General features: G+C 61.3%; 20 protein-coding genes. 8 read left to right on the top strand and 12 right to left on the bottom strand.

Annotation, left to right across the window (positions count from 1 at the left end; genetic code table 11):
• Nucleotides 1-60: 60 nt before the first annotated feature.
• The 3 genes from ASE94_RS00390 to ASE94_RS00380 are packed head-to-tail and all read right to left on the bottom strand — an operon-like array spanning nt 61 to nt 2212.
• Nucleotides 61-954, bottom strand: coding sequence for a hypothetical protein (locus ASE94_RS00390; RefSeq protein ID WP_156351715.1), 894 nt, complete (start codon nt 952-954; stop codon nt 61-63).
• Nucleotides 951-1850 carry an ABC transporter ATP-binding protein gene (locus ASE94_RS00385; protein WP_062628735.1) on the bottom strand — a complete coding sequence of 300 codons (900 nt, stop codon included), beginning with the start codon at nt 1848-1850 and terminating at the stop codon, nt 951-953. Before ASE94_RS00385 ends, ASE94_RS00390 begins: the two co-directional genes overlap by 4 nt.
• Entirely contained in the window at nt 1847-2212 is a 366-nt protein-coding gene (locus ASE94_RS00380; RefSeq protein ID WP_062628734.1) for a GntR family transcriptional regulator, read from the bottom strand. Before ASE94_RS00380 ends, ASE94_RS00385 begins: the two co-directional genes overlap by 4 nt.
• Nucleotides 2213-2329: 117 nt before the next feature.
• Between ASE94_RS00380 and ASE94_RS00375 the strand changes: the two genes are divergently transcribed.
• Complete coding sequence (locus tag ASE94_RS00375; RefSeq protein WP_062628962.1) at nt 2330-2860, top strand: dihydrofolate reductase family protein; 531 nt, start codon at nt 2330-2332, stop codon at nt 2858-2860.
• Here ASE94_RS00375 and ASE94_RS00370 read toward each other — a convergent pair.
• The gene (locus ASE94_RS00370; RefSeq protein WP_062628733.1) at nt 2857-4479 is read right to left on the bottom strand and encodes a TadG family pilus assembly protein; all 1623 of its coding nucleotides are present in this window, start codon (nt 4477-4479) and stop codon (nt 2857-2859) included. The two genes, ASE94_RS00375 and ASE94_RS00370, sit on opposite strands and share 4 nt — an antisense overlap.
• A complete protein-coding gene (locus tag ASE94_RS00365; protein WP_244483860.1) occupies nt 4476-4904 on the bottom strand; it encodes a TadE/TadG family type IV pilus assembly protein in 429 nt (142 codons plus the stop codon). Before ASE94_RS00365 ends, ASE94_RS00370 begins: the two co-directional genes overlap by 4 nt.
• 154 nt (nt 4905-5058) lie before the next feature.
• On the opposite strand from ASE94_RS00365, the gene ASE94_RS00360 reads away from it, so the two are divergent.
• Nucleotides 5059-5850 (top strand): siderophore ferric iron reductase, encoded by a 792-nt coding sequence (locus tag ASE94_RS00360; RefSeq protein WP_156351713.1) that lies wholly within the window; start codon nt 5059-5061, stop codon nt 5848-5850.
• On the opposite strand, the gene ASE94_RS00355 is transcribed toward ASE94_RS00360, so the two are convergent.
• Nucleotides 5847-6419, bottom strand: a complete 573-nt coding sequence (locus tag ASE94_RS00355) for an SH3 domain-containing protein (RefSeq protein WP_061908636.1) — start codon at nt 6417-6419, stop codon at nt 5847-5849. The genes ASE94_RS00360 and ASE94_RS00355 overlap by 4 nt on opposite strands.
• Nucleotides 6420-6524: 105 nt before the next feature.
• Between ASE94_RS00355 and ASE94_RS00350 the strand changes: the two genes are divergently transcribed.
• The 4 genes from ASE94_RS00350 (at nt 6525) to truB (ending at nt 9727) form a co-directional block, all read left to right on the top strand.
• The gene (locus tag ASE94_RS00350) at nt 6525-7541 is read left to right on the top strand and encodes a D-glycerate dehydrogenase (protein ID WP_062628731.1); all 1017 of its coding nucleotides are present in this window, start codon (nt 6525-6527) and stop codon (nt 7539-7541) included.
• A 171-nt stretch (nt 7542-7712) separates the two neighbouring features.
• A complete protein-coding gene (locus tag ASE94_RS00345) occupies nt 7713-8375 on the top strand; it encodes a hypothetical protein (protein ID WP_062628730.1) in 663 nt (220 codons plus the stop codon).
• Nucleotides 8376-8408: 33 nt separating this feature from the next.
• Nucleotides 8409-8816, top strand: a complete 408-nt coding sequence (gene rbfA, locus ASE94_RS00340) for a 30S ribosome-binding factor RbfA (protein ID WP_062628729.1) — start codon at nt 8409-8411, stop codon at nt 8814-8816.
• 2 nt (nt 8817-8818) lie between these two features.
• Nucleotides 8819-9727 (top strand): tRNA pseudouridine(55) synthase TruB, encoded by a 909-nt coding sequence (gene truB, locus ASE94_RS00335; protein WP_062628728.1) that lies wholly within the window; start codon nt 8819-8821, stop codon nt 9725-9727.
• 146 nt (nt 9728-9873) lie between these two features.
• On the opposite strand, the gene ASE94_RS00330 is transcribed toward truB, so the two are convergent.
• From ASE94_RS00330 to irrA, 5 genes are all read right to left on the bottom strand, one after another.
• A complete protein-coding gene (locus ASE94_RS00330) occupies nt 9874-10764 on the bottom strand; it encodes a ribokinase (protein WP_062628727.1) in 891 nt (296 codons plus the stop codon).
• Nucleotides 10761-11300, bottom strand: a complete 540-nt coding sequence (locus ASE94_RS00325) for a DUF1697 domain-containing protein (protein WP_062628726.1) — start codon at nt 11298-11300, stop codon at nt 10761-10763. The genes ASE94_RS00330 and ASE94_RS00325 overlap by 4 nt, the downstream gene beginning before the upstream one ends.
• Before the next feature lie 33 nt (nt 11301-11333).
• Nucleotides 11334-11921: a YdeI/OmpD-associated family protein gene (locus ASE94_RS00320; RefSeq protein WP_062628725.1), complete on the bottom strand. Its 588-nt coding sequence runs from the start codon at nt 11919-11921 to the stop codon at nt 11334-11336.
• A gap of 3 nt (nt 11922-11924) precedes the next feature.
• Nucleotides 11925-12776 carry an arylamine N-acetyltransferase gene (locus ASE94_RS00315; RefSeq protein WP_062628724.1) on the bottom strand — a complete coding sequence of 284 codons (852 nt, stop codon included), beginning with the start codon at nt 12774-12776 and terminating at the stop codon, nt 11925-11927.
• A 219-nt stretch (nt 12777-12995) separates the two neighbouring features.
• Complete coding sequence (irrA, locus tag ASE94_RS00310) at nt 12996-13439, bottom strand: iron response transcriptional regulator IrrA (RefSeq protein WP_061908627.1); 444 nt, start codon at nt 13437-13439, stop codon at nt 12996-12998.
• Nucleotides 13440-13616: 177 nt separating this feature from the next.
• Here irrA and fabA point away from each other — a divergent pair, with 177 nt between their 5' ends.
• Both fabA and fabB read left to right on the top strand, forming a co-directional pair.
• A complete protein-coding gene (gene fabA, locus ASE94_RS00305; RefSeq protein ID WP_061908626.1) occupies nt 13617-14147 on the top strand; it encodes a 3-hydroxyacyl-[acyl-carrier-protein] dehydratase FabA in 531 nt (176 codons plus the stop codon).
• 86 nt (nt 14148-14233) lie between these two features.
• A complete protein-coding gene (fabB, locus tag ASE94_RS00300) occupies nt 14234-15460 on the top strand; it encodes a beta-ketoacyl-ACP synthase I (RefSeq protein ID WP_062628723.1) in 1227 nt (408 codons plus the stop codon).
• 273 nt (nt 15461-15733) lie between these two features.
• Here fabB and ASE94_RS00295 read toward each other — a convergent pair whose 3' ends face one another.
• Nucleotides 15734-16633 (bottom strand): hypothetical protein, encoded by a 900-nt coding sequence (locus ASE94_RS00295; RefSeq protein WP_062628722.1) that lies wholly within the window; start codon nt 16631-16633, stop codon nt 15734-15736.
• Between the last annotated feature and the right edge of the window lie 73 nt (nt 16634-16706).

Here is a 16706-nt window from a genome sequence, read left to right as displayed (position 1 = left end):
GAAAGACCTGAGGCGCAGTGCGCTTCAGGTCTCGCTCCCTAGCATTTGCGGCGGCAGGCCTCAATTGGCCGAGGCGCGGCGGCGGTACTCGCTGGCGATATAGAGTGCGACGAGCGCGAAAACTGCTCCGATCAAAACCTGGAGCCAATCGGTCTTTCCGAGGAGATCGACGGCAAAGGCGTTGAGATCGAAGCGTTCGCCGGTGGCCAACCAGACGTCTGGATAGCCGTTTTCACTCAGGGGGAAGGTTGAGCGATAGCTGAGGTAGTTCCATGTCCGCGTAGTGAAGGGATGGAGGCCACCAAGCGTCACCCATTCGAGCGTTGCGACAAGGCTTGGAAGCAGGAGCGAAACCGGAATGGCCCAGCGCCCCAAAGCCGTCGCCAGTGCGCCGACCAGCCCGATATAGGGCAGATACCAAAGAAGCCCGACGATGAGCGCGAGGAGGATCGCGCCGGCCACCTGCAGGTAGATCGAGGCGACGCTGCCGAGCATGGCAAAGCTTGCCGTGCCGTTGATCGACATGGTGGTAAAAGCCACGGCGAAAAATAGAAGCCCGCTCAGGAGCGCAATGGCATAGACCGTGCCCGGCAGGATGGTCAGCGCTGCGGCAAGCTTTGACAGCAGCATGCGGAAATCGCTGACCGGCATCGACTTCCAGAACAGCATGGAATTGTTGCGCTTGTCGGCGGCAAAACCATCCGCGCAATAAAAGAACAGCACCGCCAGAAGATAGAGCATCCAGGCGACGCCAAAGGCGAGGAAGCCGAATTCATAAAAGCGCAGCGGCGCGACGGTGAAAATGGCGCCCGAAAAACGGACATCGATCCGCCCGACGGTGAAGGCCAGAATGGTCGCGCCGAAAAGGACGGCAACGAGGATCAGCGGGCCGATGAGAAAGGCGCCGCGATGTTCGATGAACTCGCGACGGATGAGCGCAGCAAAAGCCATCATCGCGCAGTCTCCGGATTGGCGGTCGGGCGCTGCATTAGCGCGACGAAGAGATCGGACAATGTGGGCGTGGACACTTTGCCGAGCGGCTCCAGTTGGTCACGCGGGACCCCATCGAAAATGAAGACTGTCTGGCCGAAGCGGGTTTCCTCATAGACCGGAGCGAGCGCACGCGCAGCGGCCTGCGTTTCCGGTTCATTGGCGACGAGTTGGGCAAATTTCTCGTTCACCGTTTCCATCTGCATATGGAGGATCAGGTCGCCATCGCGAATGAACATGATGTCGGAGAGCATGAACTCGATCTCGTCCACCTGATGGGTGGTGATGATCAGGGTCCGCTCCTCGGTCATATAGTCTTCGAGAAGGCGACGGTAGAAGCGCTTGCGATAGGTGATGTCGAGCCCGAGCGTCGGCTCGTCGAGGACGAGAAGCTTGGCATCGATCGCCATGACGACGGCGAGATGGAGCTGCGCCATCATTCCCTTGGAGAGTGTCTTGATCTTCATTTCCGGCTTGATGTCGGTGCCGGTTAGAAAATCGCGCGCCTTGTCGGTCGAAAAATTGGGGTGAATGTTGGAGAGGAGCGCAAACAGTTCGCGGACGCGGAGAAAGCGCGGCAGGCTCGCGACGTCGGATATAAAAGCGACGTTTTCCATCAATTTGGCGCGGCGGGCGAAGGGGTCTTCGCCGAGCACGCGAATGGTGCCCTCATAGCTCGTGAGGCCCAGCATGGCATTGAGCGTCGTCGTCTTGCCCGCGCCATTATGGCCCACAAGGCCATAGATGCGGCCGGCGGGAATGTCGAAATCGAGCCCGTGCAGGATTTCCTTGCCGCCGAATTTCTTCTTGAGGCCGCGAGCGGTAACGACCGGCTCGGCGAGAACGGGTGTGTCGGTCATGACTGGGACTCCTTGGCGGTATCGGCAAAAAGCGTCTTGGGGTCGAGATCGAGCGCCTTGATCTGGGCGACGATGCGCGGCCAATCCTCGGCCAGGAATTTCTGGCGCTCATGGGCGAGCAGCGTTTCGCGTGCGCCTTGCGTTGCAAACATTCCAAGACCCCTTCGTTTTTCGACCACGCCGATATCGACCAAAGCTTCGAAGGCCTTGGTGACCGTCAGCGGATTGACCGAAAGCTCTGCAGAGATCTGGCGCACCGAAGGCAGGGGATCGCCCGCCTTCACCGCGCCGCGCAGGATCATCTCGATCAGCCGCTGCCGGATCTGCACGAAGATCGGCTGGCTTGTGTGAAAATCATCCATGTGTCGTGCCTATGTAGTGTGCTATATTTGTAGCACACTAATTCACTACGTCAACCCTGATTGCTGCACGCTGGAAAACGCTCCATAGTCGGCATGGCAAACCGCGGGGAGGCGATTGTGGCCAAGTTCATTTATGCGCTGAATGTGTCGCTCGATGGCTATGTCGACCATGACAAGTTCATGCCCGACCCCAAGCTTTTCCAGCACTTCATCAAGGATGTCTCGCAGATGACGGCCACCATTTATGGCCGCCGGATGTATGAGATCATGCGCTATTGGGACGATGAACAGCCGGACTGGGACCAAGCCGAGCGCGACTATGCCGCGGTGTGGCGGCGTGGGGCAAAATATGTGGTTTCGACCACGCTCGATGCGGTGGGACCCAATGCGACGCTGATCCGTTCCGATTTTGAATCGAGGATCCGGGCGCTCAAGGAAGAGCTGTCCGGCAATGTCGAGGTCTCGGGGCCAAAGTTTGCGGCCTCGTTGAGCGCGTGGGGGCTGATCGACGAGTATCGGCTTTATGTGCATCCGGTGGTTCTGGGCGAAGGCGCGCCATACTTTGCCGGCGTCCGGCCTTCTCTCAAACTCGTGGCGCATGAGCGCATCGGCGATGTTGCCATTCGTCTGAGCTACGTGCCGGCCTAACCGACGAGGACCGGTGTCGCGCAGCGGACGCCATAGACCCGCACATCGGCCTCGCCGATCCCAAGGCCGAGCGTCGTCAGCACGCTGTTGAGGATCGCATCGAGCGGCGGTCCCAGCGGGGCGACGACGGTTTTGAGCGCTGTGTTGATAACGCTGGGCAAGCTCAGGCCTAGGCCCAGGATCGAAATATCGAAGTTGAGGCCGGAGACGAGGCCTTGTGCGAGGGAGGTCACAGGGGTCGTTACCTTGGCCATCTTGAGGCGCGCCACGCCGATATCGGCGGAACTGAAGGCTAGCGGCACTGGCGAAGTCTGCGCGATGCTGAGATGGCCAGAGGCCGAGACCTGCAACAGCGTTGCATCGAGAATCCGGACCGGTGCCAGCGGCAGCGGCGTGCCGAAATCGCGCATCTCGGCATTGCTCGGCTTCCCCACCGCTAAGATGGCGACACCAGGCAGGACCGCGATCTCGGCCGTGCCATTGGGTTCGGCGCGATTGGGGCAGGTGGCGCTGACTACCTTGGCCTCGGAGGATGCGAGATCCAGCCAGAGAGGCAGGCGGATCAGCGCGTTCTGGAGGGTCAGATTGCCTGCGATTTGTGCGTCGATGCGCAGCCGGACTTGCGCCGTGCGCACCACAGTGCCTGCCGGACCAATGCCGAACCAGCCACCTCCCCCTGCCGGTTCGCCCACGGCAAGATCGAGCGAGAGCGCCGCGACGCCCGGAATGCTGCCCCCGAGGCCCAGCCAGACCTGCCTTTGCCCATCGGCGAGAGCCGCCGCAGCCGACAGGATCTCGAGCGCCGAGATTTGCGCCCCCAGGCCTTTGCCGCCGCCATTGACGCTCATCCGTCCATAGCGCCCGAGAGTAAGCAGTTTTTTGAGCGGCACAGGACTGCCAGCGCTGGCGCGCGAGAGGGTTTCGAGCGCAAGCCGCGCCGGTCCGGAAACACCTTTGGCCAAAGCGCCGACCAGCGTTCCCGCGCGGACCTCATGCGTGAGCAGCGCATCATAGGTCCCCGCGGTTATCCCGAGCGATCCAGCTAACCCATCCAAAAAACCGATGGTTTCGACCCGCGCATCGGCGAGCGCAGTGTAATCGGCAAGGCTGAAATTGACCGTCGTGCCGAGCAGCGTGCCCAGCACCGCATTGGCCAAGCCACCATTGAAGCTTGCCAGTCGCGAGCCGATGGAAAACGACACTTCCGGCACCACCATCGCCGTGCCGGTCGCCGCGATTTCGGGTGGGTTCATCAGGTTGGCGCCGAAATAAAGCGTCCCTGTCTGTCGATACGACACCCGCACGGCATTCACCGGCCCCCTGCCCCGGACGAACCGCATTTCAGGAGATTTCGCGGGATCGGCGCCATAGTGCCCGACTTCCACCACGGGATCTTCTACAAAGCCCGCATCGCGGAGGACGGTGCGCACGAGACTTTCCGCATTGTCGGGATCAGCAGTCGCGGTGATCGCCGCCAGATCGACGGCGGCCTGCACCATTCGGCTTTCGCGAAATAGCGCGGCGGAATCAACGGAGATCGCGCCAACGACCCCGGCCAGCGACAGGGCGGCGGCAAAGAGAATGCTCATATTGCCGCGCTGATCGCGCCAGAAAGTCACAGCCCGCCCTGCCGGATCGTTGCGCCCTGAACCAGAAACCGACTGGGGAGCGGCAGGGGCGGATAGAGGTTCCAGATCGGGAGTTCGACGGCGTCGTAGCTGATGGTAACGCGATATTGCGTGCCGTCGCGCGGGTCGGTGCCGATGGCATAGGAGAGGTGCGCAGCGTCGATCAGCATATAGGCGCCGCCATTTTTCTCGAGATAATCGCCCACGAGTTTGTCGCGCTCGGCGGTATCAAGGCCGGAAATTGAGATGCGGGCGGCATCGGCTGCCAATTGCTGCAGGGAATGGGAGGCGCCGAAATAGAGCCCATAGGCCAGCATGCCGGCGAGCATCAGCAGATAAAGCGGCGCCAGAAGTGCGAATTCGACTGCGGCGCCGCCGCGTGTATCGCGCCGCAGGTTTTGGGCGAGGCGCGCCATGATCCTCTCCATGCTGTCCATGGTCGGTCCATGCTGCGCCGCGCATCTGTTCGCGCAGTAAAGGCCTGGCCTAGGTCTCGCCCTGATCCTGATAGGGCAATTGCGTGCCGCGGCATGGGTGGACTATAGAAAAGCTGATAGTCAGGAGCAGCTTTTGGCCGCGCGCAATTTTCTCTTTGCCCTCGATAGCGACGATGTCGCGCTGACGCGTCTTCTCGAAGCGGCGGCGCGCGTTACTGGCTTCATGAAGGGCGTGCCCGGCGGGCCGCTGCCGGGCTGGCATGTGCCGGGCGGCGACAACGAAAACCTGCTGCGCGCGCTTTATGCGGAGTTGGAAGCGACCTACCCAAAGGCCGGCCAGCCCTTTTATGCCGTGCGCCTCTGGACGAACTTGATCTGGCAACCGGCTTTCCTCGCCGTCATCGCCGTTCATGTCCACGGCGCCCTGCCCCGGCTTGCGGCCATGAGCCAGGAGCGCCGGGGTATCGACATCAACGGATTTCGCCTCCTGCCCGGGCCGCAGTGCAAGGACACGACGAACGCCATGATCGACGCGGCGGGCAAGGATCTGCGCGCCATGGCCGATGGGATCCTGGCCGAAATCAACCAAGTGACCAAGCTCAAGCGCGTGCCGGCTCTGCGGCTGCTCGCCGATCGTATGCTCGGATTGATGGTGCGGCTGCGGGACTATGTGCCCGGAATTTCGATTTCCGAGCAGCGCCGGCTTTGCGATCTCTGGCTAGCCGCCCTTGGCATTACGGGCCAGGGTGATCTCGAAACGCTTGATCTCGCCGATGGCCGCCAGGCGCTGATCATCGCGCGAAAAGGCTGCTGCCTCGATTACCTTGCGATGCCTGGCACCTATTGTGCCACCTGTCCGAAACAAGACGAGGACATACGCCTCGCCCGCCAGCGCAGCGACGCGCTGGCGGAATTGGGAGCCTAATCAAAGACCTCGTCGGGATAGACGCCCCAGATTTCTTCCTGGCGCACATAGCCTGAGAAATTGGCGCGCTCGCCCGGCTGGCCGGCAGTCACGGTGCACCACTCGCCATCGCATTCGGAAATATTGACGCGCACGCCTGGTGAAAGCCGGGCGCGGAGGCCCGCATCGGTCGAGCGCGACGCATACATGTCCACTTCGCCATTGGCGACGAGCGGGGTCGCGTAACCGGCGCGCGAACCGACGAGCAGGCTCTGGTGCACCCAGCCTTCGGTGCCGTCCATGTCACGGATTTTACGCCAGGTATCGAATTCCTGGATGATTTCGACGGGCACGCCGGAAACGGTATAATTCCAGGCGATGTCGTATTTGGTGCCCGGCCCGACGCGCACATTGATCGGGTTGGATCGTGTGGTGACGAAGCGCGGGAGTTTGAGCCCCGAAACCGATTCGGCCTGGCCATAGGCCACAGGCGCGTGGACGAAAACGCTCGCCAGGATCAGCGGCAAAACGGCGAAAAAGCGAAGAAAATGGGTACGGGCACGGCCCGATCTGGCGTGCGAAATGAACATGACTTTGCAGACGGATTGGAATTGCCCTATCAGTACGCCATGATCCTTAATGGTCCATAAAGGATAGGCTGCGGCCTTGATGGGGACCGGCTCGCAAGGGTGCGCATGACATCGAGCAAACCGAAGATCCTTCTCACGCGTCGCCTGCCGCAGGTTATCGAAGCGCGCATGGCAACGCTCTTCGAAACCGATGTGAACGAGACCGATCAGACCCTGACTTCTGACGATATCATGATCGGGCTCGAGGGAAAGGATGTCCTCGTTTCCACCATCACCGATCGCGTCGATGCCGATCTGATTTCCCGCCTGCCCCAAAGCGTGCGGCTGATTGCCCAATTCGGCAATGGCGTCGACAATATCGACCTTGAAGCCGCATGGGCTGCCGGGCTGACCGTCACCAATACACCAAGCGTTCTGACGGAAGACACGGCGGACATGGCCATGGCGCTGATGCTGGCTTTGCCGCGGCGCTTAGTCGAAGGCGCCAATCTCTTGCTTCATGATCGCCGCTGGGCCGGCTGGTCGCCCACCTCGATGTTGGGTAATCGGCTGCGCGGCAAATCGCTCGGGATCGTCGGCATGGGCCGTATCGGCACCGCCGTCGCCCAGCGTGCCCGCGCCTTTGGGCTCAATATCCACTATTTCTCGCGCAATCGGCGACCGCCCGGCGTCGAGGAGCCACTTGGCGCGACCTATTGGCCCGAACTCGACGCCATGCTCGAAGCTGTCGATATCGTGTCGCTTCATACGCCGCTGACGCGCGATACGGCCAATATCATGTCGGCTGAGCGCCTGCGCCGGCTCAAACCGGGCGCTTATCTGCTCAATGTCAGCCGCCCCGAACTTGTCGATGAAACGGCACTCGTCGTCGGTATCGAAGCGGGGCACCTGGCTGGCGCTGCGCTCGACGTCTTCGACAATCGCAATGGCATCAATCCGCGCCTCCTCGCTCTCGCCGAAGCCAATCGCGTCGTGCTGACCGGCCATATGGCTTCCGCCACGCTCGAAGCGCGCGTCGAAATGGGCGAAACCGTTATCGTCAATATTCGCACTTTTATGGACGGCCACCAGCCGCCGCATCGCCTCTTGCCGGATCGGCCAGTGGCGAGGGCAAGAGGCTGACCGCTCCGGTCGACTTAAGTGTTGCAGCTTCGCCCCAGCGACAGCACCATCCGCAACACCACCCCTCGTTCAACTTGCGTCGCGAAAACAACCTTTCTAATCGTCACTGCACCTGACGGCCTTGGGGGCTTGGCCGCCATGGCTCCCTGTCTTTGGGCGAAGGAGTGCCCCGTGACGCAGATCAGAATTTTGAGCCTTGCCCTTTTTGCGCTCGCTGGAGCGATGACGCCCGCCATCGCCCAAGTGCGGACACCGGCGCCTCTGGTCGAGGATGGCGGCAGGCTCGTGCTGGACGCCATGGGACACAAACTCGATCTGCCCCTGCCCGATTGGCTCGAAACGCCCGACAATGCCATTGGCCGAGTGGAAACAACTTTCGTTGCCGACGATGGCCAGGCGCTGCTTGAAATCTATCCCAAGGGCGAAAGCGAAGCGCTCTGGACGACGCTTTACGGCGCGCGCCTTAGCCGCGACGAAAACGAGCGCACCCTCGCAGACTATCGCGCGGCCCTGATGGTGCTGCACGCCAATAGCTGCAAGCCGGAACTGACGGGGTTCTTCCAACTCGGGCCGGACAAGGACGACAATGATCTCGCCCCGCTCGGCTTCGTTTGCGGCGGTTATCTCGATCGCTACCGCACCTTTGCCGGCCTTGGCGAGGTGATGGTCGCGAGCTTCAATCGCACGGAAACGGGCGTTGCCATCATCTATCAGGAATGGCGCGGCAAGGCGTTCAACCCGGGCGATCCCAAGACTTGGCCCGTGGCGACCGATGTCGTCCAATCCCGCGCCAATGAGCTCAAGGCGCAGGTGGCGCTCAGCAAGGCGGATTGACGGAAAGCCCCTAAGGGCCTAAGCCGCTTGCCCATGAAAAAAGAGAATAAGCCCCTCGGCCCGAGCCAGCGCATGCTGCGCGTGGGCGAACTGGTCCGTCATGCTCTGGCGGACATTTTTGCGCGTGGTGAAATCGAGGACGAGGCACTCGTCGGCTCGGTCGTCACCGTGCCCGAAGTGCGCATGACGCCCGATCTCAAGATCGCCAATGCCTATGTCATGCCGCTCGGCGGCGTTCACGCCGAAGAGATCGTCGCGGCGCTCAATCGGCACCAGAAATTCATCCGTGGCCGCATCGCGCCACGCATCAATATGAAATATGCCCCCGACGTCCGCTTCTATGTCGACGAGACATTCGAAGAAGCCGGCCGCATCGATGCACTTCTCCGCTCCGATCGCGTCCGCCGCGATCTCGATGATGAAGAAGACGGGCAAGACTGACCGTGACCGAACAGAAGAAATCGAAAAAGCGCCCCATCTCCGGTTGGGTGGTGCTCAACAAGCCATATGATTTTACCTCCACGCAGGCCGTGGGTAAGGTGCGCTGGCTGTTTTCGGCGATGAAGGCGGGCCATGCCGGCACGCTCGATCCGCTCGCGACCGGCATCCTGCCGATCGCGCTCGGCGAGGCGACCAAGGCTGTGCCGCAGGTGCAGGACGGCACGAAAGTCTATCGGTTTTCGATCCTCTGGGGCAGCGCCACGACGACCGACGACCGGGAAGGCGAGGTCGTCGCGACATCGGACGTGCGCCCCGAACGCGCCGCGCTCGAAGCGCTGCTGCCCAATTTTATCGGCACGATCATGCAGCGCCCCCCGATCTATTCGGCCCTTAAGATCGATGGCGAGCGCGCCTATGACCTCGCCCGCGCTGGCGAAACCGTCGAACTGGCGCCGCGCCCTATCGAGATCGATGCGCTTGAACTGATTTCGCATGGCCCGGAAGAATCCGTGCTCGAAGTCACCTGCGGCAAGGGCACCTATGTCCGCGCCATTGCCCGCGATCTTGCCGAAGCGCTCGGCACGCGTGGCCATGTCGGCAGCCTCCACCGCGCCGCCGTTGGCCCTTTTTCCGACGAAGACGCAGTCACTATCGAAGAGTTAGAGGCCCTTGAAGCTGGCGACGCCCGAGATGCTCTGCTTGCGCCCGTTTCTGCCGGGCTGGCCGACCTGCCTGAAATCCGGCTCGATGCCGGCCAAGCCGGTGCCGTGGGCAATGGCAATGCCATTTTGCTCACCGGTGCCGCGGCGCCGGCTCAGCTCGACGAATGCTGGGTTAGTTTCAAGGGCAAGGTTTTGGCCACGGGGTCGGTTGAATTCGGCCAGTTCAAGCCGCGGCGGGTTTTTAATTAGGGATTGGTGCGTGGGGCTTCACCCCCTCCCAGCCTCCCCCATCAAGGGGGAGGTGTCGCATCGAGTTGGGGGCACGATCAGTTCTTGGCTACCGTCCCTTCACCTCCCCCTTGGGGGAGGCAGGGAGGGGGTGACCCCGTCTCGCCTCAAACCAGCGCGTCGACTTCTTTCGCCAGTGGGATTGCTGGCTGCGCGCCCGGATTGAGGCACGCGAGGCTGCCCGCCACCGCAGCCCGCCGCATCGCCTGTTCAAGACCCAACCCGGCATCGAGGCTTGCGGCGAGATAGCCGCAGAACGTGTCGCCGGCCCCAACTGTGTCGACTGGGGTCACCTTATGGGCTGGCACGGCAAATTTGCCCTCGGGCGAGGCCGCCCGCGCGCCATCGGGGCCGAGCGTAACGACCACGGTGCGACCGGTCTTTTTCACCCAATCTTCCATCGCCGCCTCAAGCTCCTCGATGGGCCGGCCCGAGAGCAGCGCAAACTCGGTTTCGTTGGCGACGACGATATCGGCTAAAGCTGCGAGGTCAGGCGTATCGCTGAGGAAAGGGGCGGTGTTGATCACCGAGCGAGCGCCCTTTTCGCGCGCGATTTCGAGCGCCTTGCGTGTGCCGTCTTGCGGGATCTCCTGCTGCACGAGGAGTGTGTCCTTCGCCGTCAAACCGGCGAGTGTCGCCTCCGCCTGGGTCGCGCTCACGGTCGCATTGGCGCCGGGCAGGACGGCGATGACATTTTCGCCTTGGGCATCGACAAAGATCATGGCGATCCCGGTCACGGCTTCCGCCTTCTGGACTTGGCCGAGATCGACGCCGCCCTTGTCGAGCAGATCGAGCGCGAGATCGGCAAAGGCATCATTGCCGACCGCCGACACGTGCCGCACTTCGGCGCCTGCCCGGCGCGCCGCCAGCGCCTGGTTGGCGCCCTTGCCGCCAGGGGCCATGGAAAAGGTGCCGCCGGCAACGGTTTCGCCCGGCTTTGGAAGCCGCGAGACGGTGCCGACCTGATCGAGATTGGTTGAGCCGAAAACGACGATCACTTGAGGACCTTTTCCATAGTGTTCCAATTGCGCGCGGTGTCGAGCACCGTCTTGCCGAGCTTGGCCCGGAGCGGCTTCAACACCTCATCCATGCTTTCCGTATAACGGCCATTGGGCTGGCGATAGGCGGCTATGTAAATTTCCGTGGGATCGATGCGCATGACGTCGACTTCCCCCGGCCGGCCCTCAAGCTCCAACCCATCGGGCAAGGTACGATCGAACAGCAGCACATGCCGCGCCACATCGGCCTCGGGGTCGAGGGTTTTAAAGGGATGCTGCTCCAGCATCGCGGCGATCTCTTCTTCGCCCCGCAAGACGACGCCCACGGGAAAGCCAAACTGTTTCTCGATCACCGATTCGAGGAGGAACTTGGTCTTTTCCGGCGTATCGCGGCGCGCAAAGCGTACATTGCCACTCGCGAGTATGGTTTTCACCGCCTCAAAACCCGCCGCTTCCATGCAGGTCTTTAGGTGGGCCATCTTCATCTGCCGTTTGCCGACATTGATGCCGCGCAGAAAAGCGATATCGTTTGGCATTGGGTATCCTCCGGGCGCGAACTTAGCCCCCGCTCAGCCCTGCGGATAGATGGTTTCGCCCTTGTACAGCATCTCGACGAAGGCGGCGATTTTCTTTTTCCGCCCCGCCTCGGTTTTGAGGCTGTTGACCCGAAAGATCAGGGCAAAGCGGTTCTGCGCCGAGAGTTTTTCATAGAGCGCCTGCGCCGCAGGCTCCGCCGCGATGGCAGCCAGGAGATCAGCCGGCGCATCCATCGTAGTTTTGTAGGCGGCCTCCCAACGGCCATCGGCCTTAGCGGCCTCGACATGGCGAAGACCATGGTCTGTCATCAGGCCATTTTCACTCAACCGCGCGACATTATCGCGATTGATCTGGCTCCAGACCGATTTCGGGCGGCGCGGACAATAGCGCTGCACGAAGCTGATCTCGTCCCAGCTTTTCTTGATCGCATCGATCCAGCCCCAGCAGAGCACGGCATCGATGGCCTCGACCGGCGTAATGGTCTGGCGGCCGCTGCTCTTTTTGAAAATCCGGATCCAGGCTTCGTCGGCGGTGTCGTGATTGGCGGCGAGCCAATCGTAAAACGACTGGAAATCGGCGAATTCGTGCACGGCCTCTTCGCGAACCACGACCGGCGCCATGGCTCAGCCCTCGGTCTCGGGCGTTTGTGCGGGCTCTGCCGGCAGGAAAGCCAGAAGCTTGGCATCGAGCTTTTCGCTTTCGGGTACAGTGATCCCGAAATCCTCGGCTAGGACCGCCCGAATTTCTGCCAGCGTCGTCAGGGCGCGCTTTTCCGCATCGCCGTCGCTGGGCTGGATGGTCAGGCGATCATTGTGCAATTTGAGCCGCCGGCCGCTTGGCGCCAGCGCCACGCGCAATTCCTGGGTGAACGGGGAATTGGGATTGCTCGAGAGATCGCGATTGAGGTCCCAGAGGTCCACCTCGTCGACCTTTTCGGTCGTGAACACATAGACCCCGCGCCACTCTTCGCCGATCTTGACTTCGAGCGTCCATTCGGGCGCACCGCCGGTCAGCCTGAACGTTTCGTGCGGACTTGATTGTTCGGTATCGGCGCGCAGCCGCAGCGGCGTCGTTAGCGTCAGGCCACCAAAACCGACATCGGCGATATAGTTCTGGCCTTTAATGTCGACCACCAGCGCCATGTGGCTCGGCGGCGCCGAGATGGCATCGGGATTGGTCCAGATCACCCGCGCCAAGAGCGGCCGCACCTCGTAGTCGAGATCGGCCAGCATGCGCATGAAGAGGAAATTTTGCTCGAAGCAAAACCCACCGCGCCGCTTTTCACCCAGCATCTTGCGCTCGAGGCTCTGCTGATCGAGCAAAACCTGCTCGCCCATCAGCGGGCTCAGGTTTTCGAATGGAATGGCGGCCGGATGGAGGGCGTGCAGCAGTTCAAGGGTCTGAACGGTCGGGGCGATAGAACCGGCAAAACCGATTCGCTCGAAATAGGCGTTGAGATTGACCTTTTCGGGCATCGACTACCTTCGTCGCTATTGGCTGGGGCTAGTATATGGGCAATGGGGGTGGATTTGTCACGGGGGCGGCGAGCACAGCCGGCATCGGCCATGAAACGCCATTACCCATTACCGCGACATTCCCGCGAAAGCGGGAATCCAATCTCGGACGCCAAAAGGGCGGAATTCCCGCTTTAGCGGGAATGACGCCGTGCAAGTCAAACCTTCTGGCGAAACCGCTCAGCTCGGCGCCTTGCGCACGCGGATCACTACGTCGACATGGGAGACTTCCATGCCCTTGGGCGGCTGGGGCAGCGCCTTGAACTCGACCGATGAAGCTGGAATGTCGATCATCCGCTGCTCGTCTTCGACGAAGAAGTGGTGATGGTCCGATGTGTCGGTATCGAAATAGGAGCGCGCGGCATCGATCGCCACTTCGCGCAGCAAGCCCGCTTCGTGGAACTGGTGCAGCGTATTGTAGATGGTCGCGAGCGATACGTTCACATTGGACATATTCGCTTCGGAATGGAGCTGCTCGGCGCTGACATGGCGATGCGGGCCACCGAACAGGAGTTCGGCCAGGGCAACGCGCTGCCGGGTGGGCCTGAGGCCGGCCATGCGCAACACCGCCGTCAGGCAAGGCGTGCGGGACGGGGACCGGTCGGCAAGGTCACTCTCGGACATTGGGCAGTGTTACTCGTCGTTATGTAGAGACATAAAGCTTTGACTTCTTATAGGGGCGTGGCGGGGCCGAAACAAGTCGTTGGCCCAGAAGACACTTGGGGTCATTCCTTGGGCTGTCTTGACCCCCCCTCTGCGCCCCTATACGAGACAAGGCTTGAGTTCTGTGGGGAAGGGCATATGGCGGACCGGCAACACGCATTTGGTTATGAAGAGCTGCTGGCGCATGGCCGGGGTGAATTGCCCGGTCAAATGGACGCCCGGCTGCCCGCGCCTCCGATGCTGATGTTCAACCGCATCACCCATATCGACGAAACCGGCGGTGCCTTTAACAAGGGTTCTGTGACCGCCGAGCTCGACGTCAATCCCGATCTCTGGTTCTTCAAGTGCCATTTCATCGGTGACCCCGTCATGCCCGGCTGCCTAGGCCTTGATGCCGTCTGGCAGATGACTGGCTTTTTCCTCGGATGGATCGGCCAGCCCGGCCGCGGCCGCGCCCTTGGCGGGGAAATCAAGTTCACCGGCCAGGTAACGAACGACGTCAAGCTCGTGGAATATGGCATAGACATCAAGCGCGTCATGCGTTCGCGTCTCACCCTTGGCATCGCCGATGGCTGGGTGAAAGCTGACGGCAAATTGATCTACGAAGCCAAGGACTTGCGCGTTGGTCTCTTTACCGACACCCAGCTCCAAGAGCAGAAGACCGCGTAACCGGCCTTAATGCAGACGCGAGCAGACCTATATATATGCGAGGCGCCAGCCCCGGCGACCCGCATGAAGACTGAAACGAGGACGAGATGAGACGAGTAGTGGTAACCGGCATGGGTATCATCTCTTCGATCGGCAACTCGCTCGACGAAGTGACGACGAGCCTGCGCACGGCCAAGCCGGGCATTGTCTTTGCCGAAGACTATGCCGAGCTGGGTTTTCGGTCGCAGGTCAAGGGCGACCCGCGCCTCGATCCGTTTGAAATTCTCGATCGCCGCGTCACCCGCTTCATGGGCAAGGGCGCGGCCTGGAATTATCTCGCCATGCAGCAGGCCATCGCCGATGCAGGGCTCGAGGCATCCGACATTTCCAATCCGATGACTGGTATCGTCATGGGTTCGGGCGGCGCGTCCACGCGTACCATCGTCGAAGCGGCCGATGTCACGCGCGAGAAAAAATCCCCAAAACGCATCGGGCCACTTGCCGTGCCCAAGGCCATGGGCTCGACGGCCTCGGCAACGCTTGCGACTGCTTTTGCCATCAAGGGCGTCAATTATACGATCACCGCGGCCTGCGCGACGTCCAAACATTGCATCGGCAATGCCATGGAACAGATCATGCTCGGCAAGCAGGACATCGTCTTTGCCGGCGGCCATGAAGATCTTGATTGGACCTTGTCCGATCTCTTCGACGCCATGGGCGCGATGAGTTCCAATTATAACGACACGCCCGAAAAAGCCTCGCGCTGCTATGACGCGGCCCGTGATGGTTTCGTGATTTCAGGCGGCGCTGGCGTGCTGGTGCTCGAAGAGCTCGAACATGCCAAGGCGCGCGGCGCAAAGATCTGGGCCGAACTCGTCGGCTATGGCGCGACGTCCGATGGCCTCGACATGGTTGCACCCTCGGGCGAAGGCGCGGAGCGCTGCATGCGCATGGCGCTGAAAAACATCACGGCGCCGATCGACTATATCAATCCGCACGCGACCTCGACTCCAGTCGGCGATCTCAAGGAAATCGAAGCCCTCCGCGCCGTCTTCGGCAACGAGGAGAAATGTCCGCCAATCTCGGCCACCAAGTCGTTGACTGGCCACAGCCAGGGCGCCACGGGTGTTCATGAATCGATCTATTCGATCCTGATGATGAAGAACCGCTTCATCGCCGAGAGCGCCAATATCGAGGTCTTGGACCCAGCCTTTGCCGACATGCCTATCCTTCGCCAGCGCCGCGACGACGTGGACCTCGGCTATGTGCTGTCTAACTCCTTCGGGTTTGGCGGCACCAATGCTGCTTTGGTGTTCAAGCATCCCGACGCCTGATATTTTTGGCGATGTCGAAATGAAAAGATCCTCGCGAAAGCGGGGATTTTTGTTTGGCGATCTTCGCTATGTGCTCACACCCACCGGCCGTCACCCCGGCGCAGGCAGTGATGGACATAATCGCCGCCACCCTTCACGGGCCAAAAACAAAAACGGGGCCTTTCGGCCCCGCTTCGTTACGTCACGATAAAGATGATGATGATCAGCCAGATCGGCACGCCGAGAAGCCAAAGTGCGAGACCTTTGAACATGGTGTTGTCCTTTCTTGTCTGATCAGAAGCGACGGAAGATGTCGGTGAAAACGGTGTTTTCGTCGCGGTGGTTGCCGCCCTTCTGAGCCGCCCAATAGGCGCCGATAGCGGCGACAAGGGTGGTGGCTGCGAGGAGGAAGGCAGCGATGATGGCGGTGTTGCGAGCAATACGAGCCGCCTCCGCTGCACGCTGCTTGGCAGCATCGATTTCGACGATCACGCGATCGACCCGAGCCCGAGCTTCCTCGGCAGTGAGACCGGTATTGGCCGCAACGACGTTGGACAGGTAGGTCAGATCTTCTTCAGGCACGGTACCGTCACCAAGCGCGGCCTGGGCAAAGATACGGCCTGCTTCAGCGCGGCTAGCCTCGGTATTGCCATTGGCGGCCGGCTGTTCGGTGCGGAACAGCATATCGGTGAAGTAGGCATTGGGATCGAGTGCATCCGCCGTGCCCTCAGCAACGTTCGATGCGGCATTGGTTGCGGTCGAAATCACCGAGCCGGCGGTCGAGGCCGCAGCGCCGATACCACCGATGGCGATCATCACGCCGAGAACCGTTGCGCCAGCCCAAACGATGAGGCCATGGGCACCATCGCGCACATCACTTTCATCCTCGGTCGCGTCGAAATGACGGCGGCGAAGACGGCCGGCGAGATAACCGCCAGCCATGAGGCTCGATACCTGCACCCAGAGGAACCAGCTTGCCGCAGCAATGCCGATCAGGATGCCGGGGGCACCTTCACGCGAATTAAAATCGAGGAAATTGAGGCCAATGGCGGAGCCGAAGCTGATCAGCACCACGGAAATGGCAGATGCGAACACAATGCCGGCAATGATCGCCGACCAGTCCACATAGCTCGCGCTTTCGCGCGTCGATGACGTATCCACAACGGCAACTGGTGCCGGATCAACCATGCTCATACCGGCCCCCTTATGCGAGGCCGATGAAGGACAGGATTGCCATAACGATGACCACGAGGCCAACGAGATAGAT

Origin of the sequence: Devosia sp. Leaf64 (genome assembly GCF_001421945.1) — a bacterium.
Classification (GTDB): domain Bacteria; phylum Pseudomonadota; class Alphaproteobacteria; order Rhizobiales; family Devosiaceae; genus Devosia.
The sequence above is the reverse complement of the archived record's forward strand: the minus strand, read 5'-3'. Positions and strand labels throughout refer to the sequence as shown.